This window comes from Streptomyces sp. NPDC001502, from assembly GCF_042894785.1.
Lineage (GTDB): Bacteria > Actinomycetota > Actinomycetes > Streptomycetales > Streptomycetaceae > Streptomyces > Streptomyces kutzneri.
In genome coordinates, this window is record NZ_JBIAVW010000032.1 from 19,192 (window position 1) to 39,948 (window position 20,757).

General features: G+C 72.8%; 13 protein-coding genes. 4 read left to right on the top strand and 9 right to left on the bottom strand.

All coding sequences use genetic code 11. The features are described from left to right. Positions 1 to 196: 196 nt before the first annotated feature. The gene (locus ACFY0D_RS36405) at positions 197 to 646 is read right to left on the bottom strand and encodes an Rv3235 family protein (RefSeq protein ID WP_373037100.1); all 450 of its coding nucleotides are present in this window, start codon (positions 644 to 646) and stop codon (positions 197 to 199) included. Positions 647 to 948: 302 nt separating this feature from the next. Here ACFY0D_RS36405 and ACFY0D_RS36410 point away from each other — a divergent pair, with 302 nt between their 5' ends. The 3 genes from ACFY0D_RS36410 (at position 949) to ACFY0D_RS36420 (ending at position 7,497) form a co-directional block, all read left to right on the top strand. Then, entirely contained in the window at positions 949 to 1,467 is a 519-nt protein-coding gene (locus ACFY0D_RS36410; protein ID WP_390802188.1) for a DUF6912 family protein, read from the top strand. After that, positions 1,464 to 2,165 carry an HAD family hydrolase gene (locus ACFY0D_RS36415; protein WP_390802189.1) on the top strand — a complete coding sequence of 234 codons (702 nt, stop codon included), beginning with the start codon at positions 1,464 to 1,466 and terminating at the stop codon, positions 2,163 to 2,165. The genes ACFY0D_RS36410 and ACFY0D_RS36415 overlap by 4 nt, the downstream gene beginning before the upstream one ends. A 367-nt stretch (positions 2,166 to 2,532) precedes the next feature. Beyond that, positions 2,533 to 7,497, top strand: coding sequence for an NAD-glutamate dehydrogenase (locus tag ACFY0D_RS36420; RefSeq protein ID WP_390802190.1), 4,965 nt, complete (start codon positions 2,533 to 2,535; stop codon positions 7,495 to 7,497). Between the two features lie 154 nt (positions 7,498 to 7,651). Here the strand turns inward: ACFY0D_RS36420 and ACFY0D_RS36425 are convergent, their stop codons facing one another. Continuing rightward, the gene (locus ACFY0D_RS36425; RefSeq protein ID WP_390802191.1) at positions 7,652 to 8,440 is read right to left on the bottom strand and encodes an ABC transporter ATP-binding protein; all 789 of its coding nucleotides are present in this window, start codon (positions 8,438 to 8,440) and stop codon (positions 7,652 to 7,654) included. Beyond that, entirely contained in the window at positions 8,433 to 9,344 is a 912-nt protein-coding gene (locus tag ACFY0D_RS36430; protein WP_390802192.1) for an ABC transporter permease, read from the bottom strand. The genes ACFY0D_RS36425 and ACFY0D_RS36430 overlap by 8 nt, the downstream gene beginning before the upstream one ends. A gap of 135 nt (positions 9,345 to 9,479) precedes the next feature. On the opposite strand from ACFY0D_RS36430, the gene ACFY0D_RS36435 reads away from it, so the two are divergent. Continuing rightward, complete coding sequence (locus ACFY0D_RS36435; protein WP_390802193.1) at positions 9,480 to 10,121, top strand: TetR/AcrR family transcriptional regulator; 642 nt, start codon at positions 9,480 to 9,482, stop codon at positions 10,119 to 10,121. A 49-nt stretch (positions 10,122 to 10,170) separates the two neighbouring features. Here the strand turns inward: ACFY0D_RS36435 and ACFY0D_RS36440 are convergent, their stop codons facing one another. From ACFY0D_RS36440 to ACFY0D_RS36465, 6 genes are all read right to left on the bottom strand, one after another. Then, a complete protein-coding gene (locus ACFY0D_RS36440) occupies positions 10,171 to 11,148 on the bottom strand; it encodes a 2-hydroxyacid dehydrogenase (RefSeq protein WP_390802194.1) in 978 nt (325 codons plus the stop codon). A 164-nt stretch (positions 11,149 to 11,312) separates the two neighbouring features. Continuing rightward, positions 11,313 to 13,583, bottom strand: a complete 2,271-nt coding sequence (locus tag ACFY0D_RS36445) for a CDP-glycerol glycerophosphotransferase family protein (RefSeq protein ID WP_390802195.1) — start codon at positions 13,581 to 13,583, stop codon at positions 11,313 to 11,315. A gap of 142 nt (positions 13,584 to 13,725) precedes the next feature. Then, a complete protein-coding gene (locus tag ACFY0D_RS36450) occupies positions 13,726 to 14,766 on the bottom strand; it encodes a carbohydrate ABC transporter permease (RefSeq protein ID WP_390802196.1) in 1,041 nt (346 codons plus the stop codon). Next, a complete protein-coding gene (locus ACFY0D_RS36455) occupies positions 14,763 to 16,028 on the bottom strand; it encodes a carbohydrate ABC transporter permease (protein ID WP_390802231.1) in 1,266 nt (421 codons plus the stop codon). Before ACFY0D_RS36455 ends, ACFY0D_RS36450 begins: the two co-directional genes overlap by 4 nt. An 82-nt stretch (positions 16,029 to 16,110) precedes the next feature. Next, positions 16,111 to 17,469 carry an ABC transporter substrate-binding protein gene (locus ACFY0D_RS36460; RefSeq protein ID WP_390802197.1) on the bottom strand — a complete coding sequence of 453 codons (1,359 nt, stop codon included), beginning with the start codon at positions 17,467 to 17,469 and terminating at the stop codon, positions 16,111 to 16,113. A 128-nt stretch (positions 17,470 to 17,597) separates the two neighbouring features. Next, entirely contained in the window at positions 17,598 to 20,498 is a 2,901-nt protein-coding gene (locus ACFY0D_RS36465; protein WP_390802198.1) for an FHA domain-containing protein, read from the bottom strand. Positions 20,499 to 20,757: the final 259 nt, after the last annotated feature.

Below are 20,757 nucleotides of genomic sequence, written 5' to 3' on the forward strand. Positions count from 1 at the left end.
CGGGGGTGTTGCGCCCCCCGGGGGGGGGGGGGGGGGGGGGCCGGGGGGGGGGCGGGCCCGGGGGGGGGGCCCCCCCCCGGCCGCGTTGTGTCGGGTGCGGCGCCGCTGCTGGGGCTCCGCCCCAGACCCCGCGCCTCAAACGCCGGCGGGGCTGGAAGGGTGCGGCGGGGCTGGGAAGGGGCGGGGCTGGGCTGGGCTACGGGCGGGGGCCCTGGATTTCCACCGCTGCGCAGCGCCAGCGGAGGTCCGGGCCCTGTTCCAGGCGGAAGGCCATCGCGGTGAGGCGGTCGCCCGTGGCGATGCGGGCGAAGGCCTCGATGACTCCCGGGCCCGGGGTGAAGCGGCCGCACTGGCGGACGACCGGGCGGAGGCGGTCGCGGAGGGGGTCCGTGGGAGCCAGGGTGATCAGCTGCTGGTAGGCGGGGCCGATGGTGTGGCCGAGGAGCGAGTGGACCGGGCGCAGGCCGCTGACCACCGCGAGGAGGTGTTCGGCGAACCAGTGGTGCGGGCCGAGCCGCAGGGTGCGCGGGGGGCCGGCCGGGCGCCGCGGGTCGCGGCGGCCGGCGGGCCGGGTGCGGGTCCGGCCCGCCGGCCGCCGGCGGCTGCCGTCGTTGCCGGTCATCGTGCCGCGCATCGTGGTGTCCATCGCGAGCTGCCCCCGAACAGGCCGGGCCCGGAGCGGTACCGGGCGGTAACTTGATGGGGATCTTCTACGGCCGCCGAACACGCTCCGCAACCACGCCCGCGGCCCGCCCGGCCACCGGCCCGCTTCACCTATCCGGGTGGGCGGCAGCCGGTCCCCCGCCCCGGACGGGGCCCGTGCGCGTACCCGGGTGGACGGGCGCGGCTCCCGGTACGGCGCCCCGAAGGGGGACGGAGTCCATCACCCGCCCGGCCCCGTCCGAGTCGTATCCTGAGGGCGTTTCCGACTACCGAAAGCAGCCGGCCATGCGCGTGTACGTCCCCCTGACCCTCCCCGGGCTCGCCGAGGTGCACCGGGCGGGTGAGCTGGGCCCCGCCCCGCTGCCGGCGTACGCCGTCACCCCCGAACTCCGCGAGTGGTACGTGTCGGACGACATCGAGGAGCTGGAGTACGCGGCCCTGAACCGGGCCGCGCTCGCCTCCCTGCGGCTGGTCGCCGCGGACGCGGGCGCCCCCCGCCGGCGCGTCGTGGTCGCCCTCGACGTCGACGACAAGGCCGCCACCGCCGCCACCGCCGCCACCGCCGCCCCCGGGGCCGACGAGGCCGCTCTCGGCCTGGTGACCCTGGCCGCCGCCGTACGGCTCGCCGTGGCCGCCGCCGTGCACGTGGACGCCGATGACGCCGACGAGGACGTGGCAGCCGCCGCAGGGGCCCTGGAGGCCGCCGACGGCGGGGACACGGACGCGCAGCACACCGTCGACGCCGCCGAGGACCACGAACTGCTGTGGTTCGGCGTGCAGGAGATTCCGGGGCTGCTGAAGTGATCGGCACGACCGCCGCGACCGACGCCACCGCCACCACCCGCACGAACCACATCGTCTGGGACTGGAACGGCACGCTCCTGCACGACATCGACGCCGTCATAGCCGCGACCAACGCCTCCTTCGCCGAGCTCGGCTTCGCGCCGATCACCCTGGAGACCTACCGCGACCTGTACGTCGTACCGGTGCCGAAGTTCTACGAGCGCCTCATGGGCCGGCTCCCCACCGAGGAGGAGTGGCTGGTCATGGACGACACCTTCCACCGCCACTACTGGGCCGCCGCCGAGGACGCCGGGCTGGCCGAGGGCGCCCGGGAGCTGCTCCGGGACTGGCAGCTGGACGGGCTCACCCAGTCCCTGCTGTCCCTCGCGCCCCACGACAAGCTCGTCCCCCTGGTCCGGCTCCACCGCATCGACCAGCACTTCCTGCGCGTCGACGGCCGGATCGGCCCCTCGCACACCTCCAAGGCGGGACACCTCGTACGCCACCTGGCCGCCCTCGACGGGACGGGTGTGACGGCGGACCGTACGGTCCTCATCGGAGACGCCGTGGACGACGCCCTCGCCGCCGCCCACGTGGGTGCCCGGGCGGTTCTCTACACGGGCGGCTCGCACAGCCGCAGCAGTCTGGAATCAGCCGGAGTGCCGGTCGTGGACAGCCTGGCCGAGGCCGTCCGGACAGCTCGCGAGCTGTCCGGATAAGCACTGGACAGGCCGCTGCACGGACGGCCGGTCACGTCGCTGGCCAGAGTGTCAAAGTTCCACCCCAAGATTTGTACAGATGCAGCGAATGACGTCCTGGGGGTAGGTCGGGATAGCCTTGTACCCGTGATCAGCGCGATAGTCATCGGGGGCACTGAAGCCTCCGGCCTGCGCCCGGCGCACGACCGTGCCCGGGCCTTCGCTGATCCCCGCCCCCGGGACTTCCGGCCGATCATGGCTCATTCCCTCCCGGTCGGCTCTCTCGACGGCATAGCGTCGATCCCGAACGGACACCCCGCCTCGCGGCGCTATGTCATTCCTTCCTTCACCTACGTCACGCAATGGCGCGCGACAGGAGCCAGAGGACATGCAGACCAAGCTGGACGAAGCAAAGGCCGAGCTGCTCGCACGGGCGGCCCGGGTAGCTGAGCACAGCCCGGCCGGGGGGCTACTTCCGACTGGGTCCGAGCGGGGAGAGCGTCCAGACCAGGACACCGTTCTCTCCTACCTCCAGCGCTACTACCTGCACACGGCGCCCGAGGACCTCGCGGACCGGGACCCGGTCGATGTGTTCGGAGCCGCGCTCTCGCACTACCGGCTCGCCGAGAACCGGCCGCAGGGCACCGCGAACGTGCGCGTGCACACGCCCACGGTGGAGGAGAACGGCTGGACCTCCAGCCACTCCGTCGTCGAGGTCGTCACCGACGACATGCCCTTCCTCGTGGACTCCGTGACGAACGAGCTGTCCCGCCAGGGCCGCGGCATCCACGTCGTGATCCACCCGCAGGTCGTCGTCCGCCGTGACGTCACCGGCAAGCTGATCGAGATCCTCGGTCCCGACTGCGACGCCCACGGTCCCCGCACGGCGCGCCCCCACGACTCCCTCGTCGAGTCCTGGATCCACGTCGAGATCGACCGCGAGACCGACCGCGCCGACCTCAAGCAGATCAACGCCGACCTGCTGCGCGTCCTGTCCGACGTACGGGAGTCCGTCGAGGACTGGGAGAAGATGCGCGACGCCGCGCTGCGCATCGCCGAAGGCCTGCCCGAGGAGCACACCGCCCCCGACCTGCGCGAGTACGAGCTCGAAGAGGCCCGTGAGCTGCTGCGCTGGCTCGCCGACGACCACTTCACCTTCCTCGGCTACCGCGAGTACAACCTCGTCGACGGCGACTCCCTGGCCGCCGTGCCCGGCACCGGCCTCGGCATCCTGCGCTCCGACCCGCACCACAGCGGCAAGGACGACGGCCACCCGGTCTCGCCGTCCTTCAACCGGCTGCCGGCCGACGCCCGCGCCAAGGCCCGCGAGCACCGCCTGCTGGTGCTGACCAAGGCCAACAGCCGCTCCACCGTGCACCGCCCCTCGTACCTCGACTACGTCGGCGTCAAGAAGTTCGACGCCGACGGCAACGTCGTCGGCGAGCGCCGCTTCCTCGGCCTGTTCTCCTCCGCCGCGTACACCGAGTCCGTGCGCCGCGTCCCGGTCATCCGCCGCAAGGTCGTCGAGGTCCTCGACGGCGCCGGCTTCGCGCCGAGCAGCCACGACGGCCGCGACCTGCTGCAGATCCTGGAGACGTACCCGCGCGACGAGCTGTTCCAGACCCCGGTCGACCAGCTCCAGGCCATCGTCACCTCCGTCCTGTACCTCCAGGAACGCCGCCGGCTGCGGCTGTACCTGCGCCAGGACGAGTACGGGCGCTACTACTCGGCGCTCGTCTACCTGCCCCGCGACCGGTTCACCACCGGGGTGCGGCTGCGCCTGATGGACATCCTCCGCGAGGAGCTCGGCGGCATCAGCGTCGACTTCACCGCGTGGAACACCGAGTCGATCCTCTCCCGCATCCACTTCGTCGTCCGCGTCCCGCAGGGCACCGAGCTGCCCGCGCTGACCGACTCCGACGTCGAGCGCATCGAGGGCCGTCTCGTCGAGGCCGCCCGCTCCTGGGCCGACGGCTTCCAGGAAGCGCTGATCGCCGAGTGCGGCGAGGAGCGCGCCGCCGAGCTGCTGCGCCGCTACGGCACCTCCTTCGCCGAGGGCTACAAGGCCGACCACTCGCCGCGCGCGGCCGTCGCCGACCTGGTCCACCTGGAGCGGCTCGCCGCCAGCGACCGCCAGTTCGCGCTCTCGCTCTACGAGCCCGTCGGCGCGGGCCCCGGCGAGCGCCGGTTCAAGATCTTCCGTACCGGCGACCAGGTCTCGCTCTCCGCGGTCCTGCCGGTGCTGCAGCGCCTGGGCGTCGAGGTCACCGACGAGCGCCCGTACGAGCTGCGCCGCTCCGACCGGGTCAGCGCCTGGATCTACGACTTCGGTCTGCGGATGCCCGTCACCGGCAACGGGGACAACTACCTCGGCGACGACGCCCGCGAGCGTTTCCAGGACGCCTTCGCCGCGGTCTGGCAGGGCGACGCGGAGAACGACAACTTCAACGCCCTGGTGCTGAGTGCCGGGCTCACCTGGCGGCAGGCCGTCGTCCTGCGCGCGTACGCCAAGTACCTGCGCCAGGCCGGCTCCACCTTCAGCCAGGACTACATGGAGGACACCCTCCGCAACAACGTCCACACCACCCGGCTGCTGGTCTCGCTCTTCGAGGCCCGGATGGCGCCCGTGCGCCAGACCGCCGGCAGCGAGCTCGTGGACGCCATGCTGGAGGAGCTCGACGGGGCCCTGGACCAGGTCGCCTCGCTCGACGAGGACCGCATCCTGCGGGCCTTCCTCACCCTCATCAAGGCCACGCTGCGCACGAACTTCTTCCAGCTCAACGGCGTGGGCGAGCAGCACTCGTACGTGTCGATGAAGTTCGACCCGCAAGCCATCCCGGACCTGCCGGCCCCGCGTCCGGCCTTCGAGATCTGGGTCTACTCCCCGCGCGTCGAGGGCGTCCACCTGCGCTTCGGCAAGGTCGCCCGAGGCGGCCTGCGCTGGTCCGACCGCCGCGAGGACTTCCGTACGGAGATCCTCGGCCTGGTCAAGGCGCAGATGGTCAAGAACACCGTGATCGTGCCGGTCGGCGCCAAGGGCGGCTTCGTCGCGAAGAACCTCCCCGACCCGTCGGTGGACCGTGACGCCTGGCTCGCCGAGGGCATCGCCTCGTACAAGATCTTCATCTCGGCGCTGCTCGACATCACCGACAACATGGTCGCCGGCGAGGTCCTGCCCCCGAAGGGCGTGGTCCGCCACGACGAGGACGACACCTACCTCGTCGTCGCCGCCGACAAGGGCACCGCGACCTTCTCCGACATCGCCAACGGAGTGGCCGAGTCGTACGGCTTCTGGCTCGGCGACGCCTTCGCGTCGGGCGGCTCGGCCGGCTACGACCACAAGGGCATGGGCATCACCGCCCGCGGCGCGTGGGAGTCCGTCAAGCGGCACTTCCGCGAGCTGGGCCACGACACCCAGACCGAGGACTTCACCGTCGTCGGCGTCGGTGACATGTCCGGTGACGTGTTCGGCAACGGCATGCTGCTCTCCGAGCACATCCGCCTGGTCGCCGCCTTCGACCACCGGCACATCTTCATCGACCCGCACCCGGACGCGGCCATCTCCTACGCCGAGCGCCGGCGCCTGTTCGAGCTGCCGCGCTCCTCGTGGGCCGACTACGACACCTCGCTGATCTCGGCGGGCGGTGGCATCCACCCGCGTTCCGCGAAGGCCGTCCCGATCACCGCGCAGGTCCGTGAGGCCCTCGGCATCGAGGCGGGCGTCACCAAGATGACCCCCGCCGACCTGATGAAGGCGATCCTGCAGTCCCCCGTGGACCTGCTGTGGAACGGCGGCATCGGTACGTACGTCAAGGCCACCGCCGAGACGCACGCGGACGTCGGCGACAAGGCCAACGACGCCATCCGCGTCAACGGCTCCGACGTGCGGGCCAAGGTCATCGGCGAGGGCGGCAACCTGGGCCTGACCCAGCTCGGCCGGATCGAGTTCGCCCGCACCGGCGCCGGCGGCGAGGGCGGCAAGGTCAACACCGACGCCATCGACAACAGCGCGGGCGTGGACACCTCCGACCACGAGGTGAACATCAAGATCCTGCTGAACGCGGTCGTCACGGACGGCGACATGACCGTCAAGCAGCGCAACAAGCTGCTGGCCCAGATGACCGACGAGGTCGGCCACCTGGTGCTGCGCAACAACTACGCGCAGAACATCGCGCTCGCCAACGGCGCGGCGCAGGCCCCGAGCCTGCTCCACGCCCAGCAGCGCTACATGCGGCGGCTGGAGCGCGACGGGCTCCTCGACCGGGCGCTGGAGTTCCTGCCCACCGACCGGCAGATCCGTGAGCTGCTGGGCGGCGGCAAGGGCCTGACCCAGCCCGAGCTGGCCGTGCTCTTCGCCTACACCAAGATCACGGTGGCGGACGAGCTCATCGCCACCGAGCTGCCGGACGACCCGTACCTGCGCCGTCTGCTCTTCGCGTACTTCCCGGCCGCCCTGGCCGAGCGGCTCACCGAGCAGATCGACACGCACGCGCTGCGCCGGGAGATCATCACCACCATCCTGGTCAACGACACCGTCAACACGGGTGGTTCGACCTTCCTGCACCGTCTGCGCGAGGAGAGCGGGGCCTCCACGGAGGAGATCGTCCGCGCGCAGCTCGCCGCCCGCGAGATCTTCGGCCTGGCCGACGTGTGGGACGCGGTGGAGGCGCTCGACAACAAGGTCGCCGCCGACGTCCAGACCCGGGTGCGGCTGCACTCGCGGCGCCTGGTCGAGCGCGGTACCCGCTGGCTGCTGAACAACCGGCCGCAGCCGCTCCAGATCACCGAGACCATCGCCTTCTTCGAGGAGCGCGTGGGCCAGGTCTGGGCCGAGCTGCCGAAGCTGGTGCGCGGCGCCGACCTGGAGTGGTACCAGTCGATCATGGACGAGCTGACGGGTGAGGGCGTCCCGGAGGAACTGGCCGCCAAGGTGGCCGGCTTCTCCTCCGCCTTCCCGGCGCTGGACATCGTCGCGATCGCGGACCGCACGGGTGTGGACCCGCTGGAGGTCGCCGAGGTGTACTACGACCTCGCCGACCGCCTGGCCATCACCCAGCTGATGGACCGGATCATCGAGCTGCCGCGGTCCGACCGCTGGCAGTCGATGGCCCGCGCCTCCATCCGTGAGGACCTCTTCGCGGCGCACGCGGCGCTGACCGCGGACGTGCTGTCGGTGGGCAACGGCACGTCGACTCCCGAGGAGCGCTTCAAGGCGTGGGAGGAGAAGAACACGGCCATCATCGGGCGGGCGCGGACGACTCTGGACGAGATCCAGGGGTCGGACGACTTCGACCTGGCGAACCTGTCGGTGGCGATGCGGACGATGCGGTCGCTGTTGCGCGTGCACAGCTGATCGGTCGGCTTTGCCGAACGGGCCGGGCCCGGGACCAAGTGGTCCCGGGCCCGGCCCGTTGCGCCTCAAACGCCGGCGGGGCTGGATTTTCCAGCCCCGCCGGCGTTTGAGGCGCGGGTCTGGGCGGAGCCCAGGAAGGTCGGGGCGGGGCTGGTCAGCGGCCCGCTGTGAAGGCCTCGTAGGCGTCGCAGACCTCTGCCGAGGGGCCGTCCATGCGGAGGACTCCGGCCTCCAGCCAGATCGCGCGGTCGCAGGTCTCGCGGACCGTGTTGATGCCGTGGCTGACGAGGAAGACGGTGCCGGCGTGCTCGCGGAGTTCCTCGATGCGGGCCTGGCTGCGGCGCTGGAAGGCGGCGTCGCCGGTGGCCAGGGCCTCGTCGATCATCAGGACGTCGTGGTCCTTGGCGGCGGCGATGGAGAACCGCAGCCGGGCGCCCATGCCGGAGGAGTACGTCCGCATGGGCAGGGAGATGAAGTCGCCCTTCTCGTTGATGCCGGAGAAGTCGACGATCCCCTGGTAGCGCTCGCGGATCTGCTGCTTGGACATGCCCATCGCGAGGCCGCCGAGGACGACGTTGCGCTCGCCGGTCAGGTCGTTCATCAGGGCGGCGTTCACGCCGAGCAGGGACGGCTGGCCGTGCGAGTAGATCCGGCCGCGGGCCACCGGCTGGAGGCCGGCGATGGCGGCCAGCAAGGTGGATTTGCCCGAGCCGTTGGAGCCGATGAGGCCGATGGCCTCGCCCTTGTACGCGGTGAAGGTGACGCCCTTGACGGCGTGCACCTCCTTGATGCCGGGGGACGGCTTGCGGGAGAAGACCCGGCTGAGCGCCGCCGTGGCTCCGCCCTTGCGGGCGCCGGTGCCGTGGACCTTGTAGATGACGTGGACCCCGTCGGCGATGACGGTCGGTACCCGGGTGTCGTTCTTCGGGGCGGTGTCAGCCACGTCCGTACTCCTCTTCTGCCTTCCAGAACCAGATGAAGCCGCCGACGCCGGCCAGCAGGGCCCAGCCGATGGCCAGCGGCCACGCGTGGGGCGGGAGCGAGTGCGCCTGGAAGCTGTCGATCAGCGCGAAGCGCATCAGGTCGATGTAGACGGCGGCGGGGTTGAGCTTGAGCAGTGTCAGCACCCAGTGGTGCGGCAGGTGGTCCGACTTGAGCATCTGGTCGATCGACCACATGACGCCCGAGGAGTACATCCAGGTGCGCAGGACGAAGGGCATCAGCTGGCTGACGTCCGGGCTCTTGCTGCCGATGCGCGCCATGACCATCGCGCAGCCGGCGGCGAAGACGGCCATCAGCAGCAGGGCCGGGAAAGCCAGGAACCAGGACCAGGCGGGCCGCTGGCCGAAGGCCAGGAGCAGGATGACCAGGGCGCCCATGGTGACGAGCAGCTGCTGGAAGAGCTGGACGACGGTGGAGATGGGCAGGCTGGCGCGCGGGAAGTGCAGGGCGCGGACCAGGCCGCGGTTGCTGTGGACGGAGCGGGTGCCGGCGTTGACGGAGCTGCCGATGAAGTCCCAGACGAAGATGCCGGTGATCAGGAAGGGCACGTAGTCCGGCACCCCGTGGCTGGCCTTCATCACGATGCCGAAGATGAAGTAGTAGACGGCCGCGTTGAGGAGCGGGGTCACCAGGTGCCAGAGCTGGCCGAGCTTGGCGGTGCTGTACGTGGCCTGCATGCGGGCGGTCGCGTACGCGGTCACGAAGTGGCGGCGGTCCCAGAGTTCCGCGATGTAGCGGGGGAGCGTGGGGCGGGCGCCGCTGAGGGTGAGGCCGTGGGCGGCGGCGAGTCGCGCGAGGTCCGCAGAGGGCGCGGGCTCGGTCTTGGGGGCGGTCGCGGTGGTCACAGGTTCGCTTTCGACGGGGTCAGTACGTCACTGCCAAGGTCGGGACGGGTCCGTATCGTCGCTACGGCGAGGTTAGGGCGTGCCGCGTCGGAACGCAACCGTATCGTCGTGACGGGACGCGGCTATGCTCTCTGCATGACCCCGGACCCCGCCGCCACCGCTTCCGCCCCAGCCCCCGCCCGTAGAGCCCCCGCCGGGGCCGCCGTCCTGCGCGCGGACGTGACCGAGGCGATCCGCGACGCGGTGGTGGAGGAACTGGCCGCGGTCGGCTTCTCGAAGATGTCCATCGAGGGCATCGCCCGGCGGGCGGGGGTCGGCAAGACCGCGGTCTACCGGCGGTGGAAGTCGAAGCTGCACCTGGTGCTGGACCTGGTGGGGGCCTTCGCGGTGGACGGCCTGCCGGTGCCCGCGACCGGCTCCCTGTACGGGGACGTACGGGCCCTGCTGGAGGTCATGTCACACGTGCTGCGGCACCCGGTGGCCTCCGCGGTGATCCCCGACCTGCTCGTCGAGGCGGCGCGGAACCCGGAGATCGCGGACGCGGTGCGCGGCGCGCTGCTCGACGGGCAGCGCCGCATGGCCGAGGGGATCGTCTCCGGGGCGGTCGAGCGGGGCGAGCTGTCGGAGGGAACCGATCCGGGCCTGGCGCTGGATCTGGCCATCGGGCCGCTGTACTGGCGCCAGGTCGTCGTCCGCGACGCCGTGCCGGCGCAGTACCTGGACGACCTGGCCCGGTCGGTGGTGGCGGGCCTGACGGCCACGGCGTCCGCGCCCTGACGCAGCCGGGGGAGACGCCCGCTCCGATGACGCGTGGGGAGCCCCGGGCTCAGTTGCTCCCGTTGACGACGTAGGAGTCCTGCTCTCCCGACACCACGTTCACGATGGACTGGATGCACTTGACGGCCATGGCGTCGCGCGCGTCGTGGGTCAGCGATCCGATGTGCCCGGTGACCAGCAGCTTCGACGCGGGCAGCGCCAGCAGCTCCGCCGTCTCGGGGACGTCCGCGTCGTAGAAGCCGTCGAACGCCGCCGTGTGGATGCGTCCGCTCCGCAGGCCTTGGAGCAGCGCGGCGGGGCTGACCACGCAGGGCCGTGCCGTGTTGACGAGAGCGATCCCGCCGGCCGGCAGCAGGGCGACCTCGTCCGGGCCGATCATGCCGCGCGTCCCGGGGGTGTCCGGAACCATGACGACGAGGTTCTCGGCCCAGGACAGCAGGCCCGGGAGGTCCTTGTACGCGATGCCCAGACGCTCCTCGACCTCGGGCTTGCGGGTCCGGGAGTAGTAGGCCGTCTCCGTCGCCAGCCCCAGTGCGCCGATCTCGGCGATGCGGGTGCCGATCGCGCCGAGGCCGATGATGCCGAGCCGGTGCCCGGCGAGATCGTGCTGCTTCTCCTGCGCACCGGAGCGCCCGGAGCGGTAGTCGTCGGCGTACGAGGGAATCTGCCGGCGCTGGGCGAGGAGCAGGCCGACGGTGAACTCGGCGACGCTGTTGGTGAGCGTCCCGGGGGTGTTGGTCACGGCGATGCCGAGTTCGGCGGCGGCGGCGGCGTCGACGAAGGACTGGTATCCCACTCCGAGGAAGCCGACGACCTTCAGTGACTTGGCCCGGGTGAGCGCCGGGCGGGAGGCGAACTCATCCCCGCCCAGCAGGTAGGCGGTGCACGGTTCCAGCTCGGCGCCCAGTTCGTCCTCGCTGAGCAGGCCCGGGACGGTGCGCACCCGGAAGCCGGACTCGGACAGGCGATCGAGGTGCTTCTGGGCCACGCTGCTGCCCGTTACGAGGATCTTTCCCAGATCGGCCACGCGTTCCCCCCAACGTCGGATCGTGCGCGATCAGCTCGGATGCTATATGCGTGATGAGGTCGGAGTGCTCCGTTTCCTCACAGACGTCGGCGTTCGGGAATCGCCGTGCACGGCGAAGAGCGGATGCCGCTCGCCGCCGCTCCCGGGACCGGCGGACGGACCGGCTACTGCCAGAGGCTCGGTGTCGCCAGGGGGGCCAGGGAAGGTTCCGGGACAGTGGCCGGGGCCGCGGGCGTGGGACGGCGGTCCTCCAGGGGGATGACCGCCGGGATCGGGGCCGTCTGCCCCAGGAAGACCCGGCGCACCACGCGCTCCGCCGCGTGGCCGTCGTCGTGCGAGCAGAAGCGCGCGCGGAAGGCCGCCCGCAGCTGCGCGGAGCGCGAGCCCTGCCAGTGGCCCGTGCTGAAGATGTCCACCAGCTCGTCCTCGGTCCGGGCGATCGCGCCCGGCGGGCACGACCGCAGGTCGAAGTAGGTGCCCCGGGCCGCCTCGTACGCCTCCCAGTCGTCCGCGTGGATCACGATCGGCCGGTCCAGCGCCGCGTAGTCGAACATCAGGGACGAGTAGTCCGTCACCAGCGCGTCCGAGGCCAGGCAGAGCTCCTCCACCGAGGGGTGGGAGGAGACGTCGATCAGGCGCGGGTGCGTGTCCGGGGAAGGCGGGACGTCCGCGTACGTGAGGTGGGTGCGGGCCAGGATCGTGAAGCGCGGGCCCAGGTCCCGCAGCACCCGCTCGAAGTCCAGGTGGTCCGGCCGGCTGCGCCGGTAGTCGCGGTGCGTGGGCGCGTACAGGACGGCCGTCGAGCCCGCCGGGATGCCGAGGCGTTCGCGCAGCTCCAGCACCTCGGCCGGGCCCGCCCGGTGGAAGAGGTCGTTGCGCGGGTAGCCGTACTCCAGCGTCGTGTAGGAGGACGGGACGGCCTTCTCCCACACCAGGGTGGAGTGCCGGTTCGACGAGAGCAGGTAGTCCCACTGGTCGGCGCCGCGCAGCAGGCCCGCGAAGTCCGTCGTCGGTGTGGCCGCCGGGCGGTCCTGGAGGTCGAGGCCCACGCGCTTGAGCGGGGTGCCGTGCTGGGTCTGGACGAGGACCTGGCCCGGGCGCTTGACGAGGGTGCGGTCGAAGTTGACGTTCGTGACCAGGTAGCTGGCCCTGGCCAGGGCGGTCCAGTACGCCGCCGAGCCCGGGCGCAGCGCCGTCGTCTCGCGGGGCAGGGTCGGGGCGTGCTCCGGATCGCAGATCCATGCCGTGCGCATCTGCGGCGCGAGCTCCCGCAGTTTGGCCTCGATCGCCGCCGGGTTGCAGGCGTAGCCGCCGTGCCAGTACGCGGAGAAGACCGCGAGCTCCGGGCGCAGGGGCAGGAGGCGCTGGGTCCGGTAGTGCAGGCGCAGGGCTGATTCGCGCAGGCCCCGCCACAGGGCCGAGGCCGCTCGGCCCAGCGCCAGCCCGGCCGTGCGCAGCGCCGACAGCAGCCGGTAGGTGCGCCGGGTGCCCAGCCGCATCAGGGTGTGCCGGACCCGGTCGGTCCGCGACAGGGACAGCGGCAGGGCGCTGCTGCCGCCGGGGACGCGGTAGCGGCGCAGCAGGGCGCAGGCCCGGGCGAAGAACTCGGCCCGGGCGGCGCGCGGGAGGCGGCGCGGGTCGGCGTACAGGGCGCAGAAGTGCTCGGCCATCCGGCGGTGCAGGACGGGGCGCCAGCGCTCCAGCTCGGGGCGGCCGGCGAGGTAGCCGAAGACCCGGTCGTACTGGTCGAAGATGTCGAGGTGGCGGCGGCTGGTGGTGGTCAGGATCGAGCCGGTGCGCCGCTGCCGGTAGTGGACGCAGACCCGGTCCAGGACGGCGACGGACTCCGCGGCCAGCAGGGCCGGGTAGGTCCAGGGGGTGTCCTCGTAGAAGCCGGGCGGGAATGCGAGGCCCTCGCGCTCCACGTACTCGCGGCGGTAGGCCTTGTTCCAGACCACCATCAGCATGCCGAGGAGGGCCGGGCGGTCGGCGAGGCGGAAGCTGGCCGGGCCTTCCTCGGACAGCCGGTGGGAGAGGCTGTTGCGGACGCGTTCGCCCGTCCAGAAGGTGCGCGCGTAGTCGTAGACCAGGACGTCGGGGGAGCCGGTGGCCTTCAGCCGGTCGGTGATGGCCTGCAGGGCGCCGGGAGCGAGGGTGTCATCGCCGTCGAGGAAGATCAGGTAGTCGCCGCTCGCCCGCGCCAGGCCCGCGTTGCGGGCCGGCCCCAGGCCCAGGTTGTGTGCCAGGTGGACTGCCGTCACCCGCGGGTCACGCGCCGCGTACTCGTCGATGATCGAACCGCAGGCGTCCGGAGAGGCGTCGTCGACCGCGATCAGCTCCAGATCCGGGTACGACTGCGTCAGGACCGAGTCCAGACTCTCCTGGAGGTAGGCCTGGATCTTGTACGCGGGCACGATGACGCTGAACCGGGGCACGGCACATCCAGGGGTCGGCGCGGGCATATGGCCCAGGAACCCCCGGCGTGGCGATCGGGTTACGCGGTGTGTGGCATTCGGGTTACGCAGCGTCAACGGAGCACGTCATGTGCCGTGCGGAGGGGAAGTTGCTTCATCGAAGTCACTTGATCGCCCCGGCCATCACCCCCGAGACGAACTGCCGCTGGAAGGCGAAGAAGACGACGAGCGGGACCGCCATCGACAGGAACGCGCCGGGCGCGAGCACGTCGATGTTGTTCCCGAACTGCCGTACCTGCTGCTGGAGCGCGACCGTGACCGGCGGGCTGGCCGAGTCCGCGAACACCAGCGCCACCAGCATGTCGTTCCACACCCACAGGAACTCGAAGATGCCGAGCGAGGCGATCGCCGGCGCGCCGAGCGGCAGCACCACCCGTGCGAACAGCCGCAGTTCACCCGCCCCGTCGAGACGGGCCGCCTCCAGCAGCTCGCGCGGGATCTCCGCGAAGAAGTTGCGCAGCAGGAACACGGCGAAGGGCAGTCCGAAGGCGGTGTGGAAGAGGACCACGCCCGCCGTGGTCTCGAACAGCCCGATGGCGCCGAAGAGTTCGGAGACCGGGATCAGGGCCACCTGTACGGGGACCACGAGCAGTCCGACGACGAGGAGGAACAGCCAGTCCCGGCCGGGGAACTCCAGCCAGGCGAAGGCGTATCCGGCGAAGGCGCCCAGGACCACGACCAGCAGGGTGGCCGGCACGGCGATCGCGAACGTGTTGAGGAGGGAGCCGGTGATGGTGTCGTTCGCCAGCAGCCGCTCGTAGTTGTCGGCCGTCAGCCGCGAGGGCGCCGTGAGCACCTGCCACCAGCCGCCGCTGTTGAGGTCGGTGGGGGAGACCAACGAGGAGAGCAGCAGCCCGAGCGTGGGCAGCAGCCAGAAGAGCGCCGCCACGACCAGGAAGACGCGCAGGGCGCCTGCGGCGAACTTGGCGGAGACGAGGGTGGCGTACGAAGGCCTGGCGGGGGCGGGGGCGGGGGCGGGAGCGGGAGCGGAGCGGGCGGGCCTGGCGTGCGAGGGCCTGGCGTACGCGGGTTCGGCGTCCGCCGGCTCCGCCGTCGCCGGCCCGGCCACCGTGGGCCTCCCCGTGTGCGGATCGGCTCCCGCACTGCCCGCCGTCGGGTCCGGCGTCGCGTCGGTACCGCTCATCGGGACCCCTCCTTGCGCAGCCGACGGATGTTCACGAGCATCACCGGGATCACCAGCAACAGCAGCAGCACGGCGATGGCACTGCCCAGCCCCGGATCGGCGTCCGTGCCGAAGGAGGTCCGGTACAGCTGGAGCGCGAGCACGTTCGCGTCGTCCTGGACCGCACCCGGCGCGATCACGAAGACCAGGTCGAAGATCTTCATGACGTTGATGACGAGGGTGACGAGCACGACCGCCAGGACGGGCGCGAGCAGCGGGACGGTGATCCGCCGGAACACCTGCCACTCGTTCGCCCCGTCCACGCGCGCCGCCTCCAGCAGCTCACGCGGTACGGCGGCCAGCCCGGCCCCGATCAGCACCATCGCGAAACCGGCCCACATCCATACGTACGCCCCGATGACCGCCGGGGTGACGAGCGCCGGGCCGAGCCACTGCACCCCCGCGTACGCCTCCCGGAAATTGGCCGCGGGCAGCCGCAGCAGGGCCCCGTCGGCCTTCGCGGACAGGGTGAAGGTGCCGTCGCCGGCGGCCGTCGCCGTATCGACCACCCGGCCGTCCTTGACCGCCTCGATCCGCATCCCGGCGAAGCCCTGCTCGGTCGGGTCGACCACGTTCGCCGCACCGCCCCCGCCCCGGGTGAAGTCCTGCCAGACGGTGCCGGTGACCTTCCCCGGCACGGCGTCGGACCTGCCCGCGGTCCGGGTCCCGTCCGGCAGCGCCTCCGGTGCCACCCCGACCAGCGGGAGCAGCACCGGGGTACCCGCGCGGACGGGGTCGCGGGTGATGAAGGCGCCCCCGCCGGCGTCCGCGAGCGGCGAGTCCCGGCCCGGGCGGGCCTTGGGGAAGGCCGAGGACTCCGCGAAGGTGTCGTGGACCCCGACCCAGACCGCGTTGGCGACCCCGCGGTCGGGATCGTGGTCGTAGACGAGCCGGAAGATGATGCCCGCGGCCAGCATCGAGATCGCCATCGGCATGAAGACCAGCAGCTTGAACGCCGTTCCCCAGCGCACCCGTTCGGTGAGCACCGCGAAGATCAGGCCGAGGGCGGTGGCCGTGGCCGGGGCGAACACCACCCAGAGCGCGGTGTTCTTCAGGGCGGTGCGGATCGTGTCGTCGCTCAGGATCTCCCGGTAGTTGTCGCCGCCGACGAAGGTGTCGCCGGACCGGTCGAAGAAGCTGCGGTAGAGGGAGTAGCCGATGGGGTGCACGACGAGCGCACCGAGCAGCACGAGCGCCGGGAGGAGGAACGCCGCCGTGATCAGCCGGCGGCGCCGGGCCTCCGCGGAGACGACGCCCTTGGCGGCAGGGGCATGGGCAGCGGCCGGGGCAGGGGCCCGCACGGGATCAGTTCCCGTAGGCCTTGGCCGCGTCCGCCTCCAGTTTCGCCTGGGTGCCCGCCACGTCCGACGGGTTCGCCAGGAAGTCCTGGAGCGCCTTCCACTCACCCGCGCCCGGGGTCCCGCCGAAGGCCGCCGGGGCCTGGTCCGACATGTCGAAGCGGAAGTCGTCACCCGCGGCGATCAGCGCCTTGGCGATGTCCCGCTGGATGGCGTTGGGATACGCGCCCGGGTCCACCGCCTTGTTCGGGGAGACGAAACCGCCCTGACGGGCGTGGATCTCCGCCGCGTCCGCCGAGGCCAGGAAGGTCAGCAGCGCCTGCGCTCCCTTCGACGGCTTCAGGGCGACCGCCACGTCGCCGCCCGAGACCACCGGAGCCTTCTCGCCGACCGCCGGGAAGGGGAAGACGAGGGCGTCCTCGCCCACCTTCGCCTCCGTCTGCGCGATGTTCACCGCCACGAAGTCACCCTCGAACACCATCGCGGCCGCAGGCCGGTCACCGCCGGTGAAGGTCTGCGTCACCGACTTCGGGAACTCGGTGGCCAGCGCCCCGCTCACCCCGCCCGCCAGGAAGTCCTTGCGGCCGAACAGTTCGCCGAGCGTGGTCAGCGCCTGCTTGACGCTCTCGTCCGTCCACTTGATCTGATGTTTGGCCAGCTGGTCGTACTTCTCCGGCCCGGCCTGCGAGAGATAGATGTTCTCGAACCAGTCGGTGAGGGTCCAGCCGTCCGCACCCGCCACCGAGACCGCCGGGGTGCCGGAGGCGGACAGCGTGTCGGCCGCGGTGATCAGTTCCTTCCAGGTCTTCGGGGGCTTGACCCCCGCCGCCTCGAAGGCCTTCGCGTTGTACCAGATCAGCGACTTGTTGGCGGCCTTGTAGTACACGCCGTACTGGGTGTCGCCGACGGCGCCGAGCGTCCGCCAGCCCTTCGAGTAGTTCGCGTCGAGCTGGGCGGCGGCCTCCGGGCCCAGCGGCTGCGCCCACTTGTTCTCCACCGCCGCCTTCAGCGCCCCGACCTGCGGGAGCAGCGCCACGTCCGGCGGCGCACCGCCCGCGATCTTCGTGCCGAGGAAGGTGACGATCGGGTCCTGGGCCGGGACGAAGGTGACGGAGGCACCGGTCCGCTTCTCGAACTCCTTCAGGACCTTGGTGAAGTTCTCCTGCTCCGGGCCCGTCCAGACCGCGGCGACCTCCAGCTTCTCGCCGGGCAGCTTCGGTAACTGCACCCGGGGTACGGCCGTGCTGCCCTCGGGACCTTGCGGTTCCTCCGTCCCGCCGTCCCCGCACGCGCAGAGCGTGAGGGCGGCCGCCGCGGCGAGCGCCGTCCAGGTGAGTGTCGTACGGCTCGTTCCGTGCCTTCGCATGGCTCTGCCCCCGATGCCCGTGATGTGTCCCGGACCACAAGGTCTACGCCGAGCCGTGCGCCCCCGCAATACCGCCTCGCGGGGGCCAGGGGGTGTCCTGGGGTGTCCTGGGGTGTCCCGGCCGGGCGTCAGGGCGCGGGCGGGAACAGCACGGGTATCGCCGAGACCAGGTGCGAGGCCCGGTCCAGGGCGCTGGCCAGCAGCGCGAGGTCGGTGGGCCCGTTGCCCAGCTCACGGACCGGGCGGCGGGCCGGCGGATCACCCATCCGCTCCCACTCCACCGGGACCACGGTCGGCCGCTGGGTCGCCGTCCGGGGGATCCGGCCGGTGACCCGGCCCGCCTGGAAGGGGACCGTCCGGCCGTCGCCGAAGCGGAGCAGCCCGCGCCCCGGGCCCGGCTGGTCGGGTGCGTCGAGCTCCACGCGCAGGGTGGCCAGCCGGGCCAGTCCGGTGTCCGCCGTACGGTCCGGGCGGGCGCTGGTGGCCACCAGGTGCACGCCGAGCCGGGCGCCCTCGCGGGCCACCGCCTCCAGTGCACGGACCACCGAGCCCGCGGCGGGGCGGCCCGTGGCACCCAGCCCCGGCGCGACCAGCGCGTCCAGGTCGTCCACGAGCACCACCAGACGGGGCAGCGGGCTGGGCCCGGCCGGATCCGTACGGGTGGTCGCGGCCCGCAGCCGCAGCGTGCCGGTGCGCTGGGGGTCGAGGTCGCCGCGCTGCTCGCCCGGGGTGGGCCGGCGCGGCGCGACCATGCGGTCGGACACCTCGCGCTGCGCGTGCCACTCGGCGAAGGACAGCTCCTCCAGCAGTTCGGAGCGGCGCTTGAGCTCCGCGCCCAGGGCCTGCGCGAACTCCCGCATGCGCAGCGGATCGGAGGCGACCAGGTGGGCGCAGACGTGCGGGAGTTCGGTGCAGGGCAGCAGTCCGTCGCCGCGCTCGCCGCCGGCCCCGTCGAGGAGGAGCAGCCCGAGCCGGTCGGGCCGGGCGGCCGCGGAGAGCGACGCGGCCACCGAGCGCAGCAGCTCGGTCCGCCCGCTCCCGGCGGGCCCCTCGATGAGCAGGTGCGGGCCGTCGTGGACGAGCTCGGTGCCGACGGGCCCGCGGCGTCCGCTGCCCAGCACGATCTCGGCGAGGCCGCCCATGCCCTGCCCCTGGTCGGTGGCGGCGGCCCAGCGGGCCATCAGGGAGGCCGGGGTGGCCCGGGCCAGCCCCAGCTCGTCCAGCAGCCGCGCGGTGGCGGGCAGGGCGGCCGTGGTCGGCCGGTAAGGCTCGGCGGAACCCCCCTCGGCGGTGCGCAGCGGGGCCAGGGCCCGGGCGAAGCGCTCGGCCCAGGCGGCGGAGACGGCGTCGGCGGTGGCGGTGCCCCCGGACGGGACCGGCCTGCCACCGCTGATCGTGAAGGTGCGTACGGCCGTGGCCACATCGCCGCTGAGCAGGGCGACCGCGCCGCAGTCCCGGAAGGCGGGGGAGCTCGCGCAGGCGGCCTCGTACGTCTCTTCGACCGGCGAGGCGGGGGTGGCGGCCGGGGCCTCGGCGAGCACCAGCACGTGGATCCCGGCGGCCGGGCCGTGCGAGGCGAGCCGGCCGGTGACGTCGCGCAGCGGGCCGGCTCCGGGATCGCCGTCGAGGACGACGAGCGTGTACGGGCCCTCGTAGACGGCGGCGGCCCGCCGGACTTGTCCGGCGTCGGCGGCGGCCCAGTGCGTGCCGAGCGGCCCCTCGTCGAGCCGCCGGGTCAGCTCACCGGTGCGGGCGGCGGCCTGGTCGCGGTCGTACGCGAGCAGGAGCCGGCAGTCCTGGCCGTGCGCGGGGCGTACGTGGGGCAGCCAGCCGAGCCAGCCCCAGTCGCGCCGCCGGTCGGCGAGGCCGCGCGCCCGGTCGGCGGAGATGAGCACGATCTCCAGCTGCCCCGGCGCGTGCAGTGCCGCGAGCCGCGCGACCACCCAGCGGGCGGCCCCGGCCAGCCGGGGCCGCGGGCCCGCCAGCCCGAGGGCGCCGACGGCGGGCAGGGACACCCGGCTCCCGGCGCCGAGCCCCACGTCCAGTACGGCGGGATGCTCGGGCGTACGGGACCACAGGCGCTCGGTGGGGCCCAGCGCGGCCAGCAGCACCGCGGCGGGATCGTCGGGGTCGGGCGGGGCGGCCACCGGTTCCTGCGGGGCCTCGGCGGGCTCCTCGCCGCGCACCCACTTGCGGGCCCAGGCGCCGAGGCCCTTCCGCCGCCCGGGGCCGGGGCTCGGCGGTGCGCCCTCCGGCCCGGCTTCGCGGGAAGCGCCGGCGGCGCCGGGGAGGTCGGGGGCCTCCGGTGCGTCCGGCGCCGGCCCGGGTACGGCCGGATCCGCCCCGGGGAGCGGGCCGGGAAGCGGGTCGGGGGCGACGGGCCGGGCGGAGACCGAGAGGTGGCCCTGGAGGTCCGGGGTCACCGGCAGCGCGGGAGCGCCCGCGGGGGCCAGCCGCAGGGTGGACTCGCCGACCCGCAGCAGCGCCCCCGGGGGCAGGGCGACGGGCTGTGCCCCCACCGGGGCGCTGTCCAGCGTGGTGCCGTTCGTCGAGTTCAGGTCGGCCACCGCGACACGCCCGTCGGGGAGGACCGTCACCGCGCAGTGCAGCCGGGAGACGTCGGGGTCGTCGAGAGGGACGTCGGCGTCGGCGGAGCGGCCCACCCGGATCTGCCCGCTGTGCAACAGGTGCACTCCGCCCGCGTCGGGTCCGGCGACGACGTGCAGCTGGGCCGCGCCGAGGCCGTCCTCCGGCAGGACGTCCGGCACGGGCCCGTGCAGCGCCAGTACCGCGCCGTCCACGAGCGGCGGCTCGCCGAGCACCCGCCGCTGGAGGTCGAGGCGCTCGGAGCCGGCGTACAGCACGACGGTGCCGCCGGTGTCGGGTCCGCCGACGGTCGCCGCGAGCCCGGAGGCGACCGCGGCCAGCGCGGTCCCGACGGGTGCGGTGACGAGCACGTCACAGCTCGCGGGGGCGGTCGCGGTCTGGTGGCCGCTGCGCGACCCAAGGACGGTCAGCCGGATCTGCATCGCCGTCAGCGGTCCCTTCTGCGCGGTGCGCGGTGTATGCGCCCGGCAGGGGAATCCCGTGACATGACCGTCCGGTCGCCCCCCACCCGGCACGGACGCGTCGTCCGGTCAGGTCTGCCCGGAAGGCGGGGCTCCCGTCCCGTGCCGTCCGTACATGTGCATCCTCGCACCTGTCACGGACAACACGCCCGGCACCCGGCAACAAATGATCTTGATGTGCCGGGACCCGGGCCGGACCCCGGCCGGATCCGGACACCAA